Origin of the sequence: Roseovarius lutimaris (assembly GCF_900115165.1) — a bacterium.
Classification (GTDB): domain Bacteria; phylum Pseudomonadota; class Alphaproteobacteria; order Rhodobacterales; family Rhodobacteraceae; genus Roseovarius; species Roseovarius lutimaris.
On the sequence record NZ_FOVP01000064.1, the window covers coordinates 1 to 2,139 of the forward strand.

The following is a 2,139-nucleotide window of genomic DNA, read 5'->3' on the forward strand; positions in this document are numbered from 1 at the left end:
GATCGCGCTCGCCACCTTCCGCACCGAGCGCCTTCTGCATGGTGCGGATAATGTCGCCACGCTCGCCTAGCTCGCGCAGGGCTGGCTCCATGTTCTTGCTCAATTCCCAAACGGCGGGCGCGTGCTCGGTCGCCAGCCCCATCTTCTCCAGCTTGGCGAGCCTGCGCAGGCGTAACGTCCGCTCGAACTGGCGGCGTGGTGCAGCCGGCTCATGGCGCAGGTCGAGGAAGCGGGCATCGGCTTCTTCGGCCATGGCGCGGTCGATCCGGGTCAAGCGGTCTTGGTCGATTTCGGCGGACCGCTTGCGGGTCTGCTCGATCTCGGTAACGGGGCCGAGTTCAAGACTGGCAAGCTCGCTGGCCCGTTCGCGCAGGCCGGCGGAAAGATAGTCGCCGTTGATGACTAGATCCCCGCCCATATCGTCGCGCCCATTGACGATGATATGCACATGGGGATGGCCGGTGTTGTAGTGATTGACGGCGACCCAATCGAGTTTCGTGCCGAGGTCGGCTTCCACCTGCTTCATGAAATCGCGGGTGTAAGCCGTGAGGTCCGACAGCTCTGCGCTGTCCTCGGGCGAGACGATGAATCTGAACTGGTGGCGGTCGTCCTTGCCGCGATCAAGGAAGGCGTCGCCATCGGCGCGGTGCTCGGTCGCCGAATAGAGCCGGCCCCGCTCGCCGTCGCGTGAGGTTCCGTCACGCTGGACATAGCGCAGATGTGCACGGGCACGGCCGCCCTTCAATGCGGCCCTGACGCTGCGCTGCTTGACGATGACGCGGCGGCTGCCCGGCTGGCGATGATGCCAGTTGCCCGAGATATTGCGGGCACGCACGAAGCTCGCGCCCCGGCCGCGCTTCACGCCCTTGCCGCTGGCGACCACGGCACGGGACCGGCCCGACGATGACGGGCGGGCGGATGACGGCATGGAAGGGTCGCGGGAGGCTGCCGCCTGATGCTGCCGGGTGATCTTCTTGACCTGCGTGAAAAAGCTCTTGGTCTTGCCGGCCTTCGGCGTGTCGGATCGGATGCGGCCGGGCTTCGGTCGGAAGCGGTTTTCGTCGTCGGCGCTCAAGGGCGCGACTCCAGCCCAAACCGCCGGAAAACCGCCGATCTGCGCCTATGGTGCCGCTTGAAACCCTGCAAAGCCAAGGCTTTGCGCAAAATCGCGGCACGCGGCCCCTCAAAACCATGGTGCCGGAACCGGCCACCTAACCAGTGTGCAGACAACAACAATTTCCAGAAGCGGCCCGACATGGTGCCGTCTTCTTTAATCTTGCCCTCCGCCCTTTCTTCCTTCTCTGCCTTTCCTGCCGGGAATCCAGTCGGGCGCAAACCCGCCTGACTGGACACCGGAATGAGCACCGCCGAGCGCGGAAACACCGCCCTCATGGCGTTCCTCCGTCGCTTGCGCGGACCACGAAAATGCTGCCGTCCTGCTGCTCTGCATCGACAGAATCGCGCATCGAAACGGTCGTGCGGGCGTCGCCGGAGCGCATGACGAACAACGCTGCCTCGCGCCAATCGGGCGGTGGTGGCGGTGCCGATGACGGCGGTTGGGTCGCAGCTGCGCCGCCGAGAACGGGCACCAGCGCGGCGACATAGGCCCGCGTCTCGGCCGGCAGAGTGCGGCCGGTCGCAAGGTAGTGGTCATAGCGGCCGGGACCGGCATTGTAGGCCGCCAGCATCGCCGCGACATTGCCGTAGCGGTCGAACATTTCGCGCAGGTAGGCCGTGCCTGCGAGGATGTTGTCGCGCGGGTCATAGGGATCACGGCCGAGGCCATGGCGGACGCGCAGGCCCGCCCATGTGTCGGGCATCACCTGCATCAATCCCATCGCCCCGGCCGACGAAATCGCGCGCACATCGCCCGCGCTCTCGGCGTGCAGCACGGCGCGAATCCAGTGCTCTGGGATGCCGAAACGCTGCGACGCCTCGGCGATGTGCGCCGCATAGGGCTGGGCGGCAGCCGGGCGCTCAACCGACGCGGATTGCGCGACAGCGACGCCCGATCCCGCGCAGGCGAAAAGCGCGCCGGCCAGTATCAGGACGGCATAATGCCATGCAGTCCTGTCTCCGCTTCGACACCAGCCTGCCAGCGTGCTCGCTGCGGTCAAGGGCAAGGCGCAAGCGCCGGCC

At 66.4% G+C, this 2,139-nt stretch carries 3 protein-coding genes; all 3 read right to left on the reverse strand.

Going from position 1 to position 2,139, the window contains the following annotated elements; translation table 11 throughout:
• Nucleotides 1-1,075 (reverse strand): DUF3363 domain-containing protein (locus BMZ91_RS20925; RefSeq protein WP_143076444.1); only part of this gene is annotated, 1,075 nt, incomplete at its 3' end.
• Nucleotides 1,072-1,392 carry a hypothetical protein gene (locus BMZ91_RS20930; protein WP_092842504.1) on the reverse strand — a complete coding sequence of 107 codons (321 nt, stop codon included), beginning with the start codon at nt 1,390-1,392 and terminating at the stop codon, nt 1,072-1,074. The genes BMZ91_RS20930 and BMZ91_RS20925, both read right to left, overlap by 4 nt.
• The gene (locus tag BMZ91_RS20935) at nt 1,389-2,099 is read right to left on the reverse strand and encodes a lytic transglycosylase domain-containing protein (protein WP_218145711.1); all 711 of its coding nucleotides are present in this window, start codon (nt 2,097-2,099) and stop codon (nt 1,389-1,391) included. Before BMZ91_RS20935 ends, BMZ91_RS20930 begins: the two co-directional genes overlap by 4 nt.
• Nucleotides 2,100-2,139: the final 40 nt, after the last annotated feature.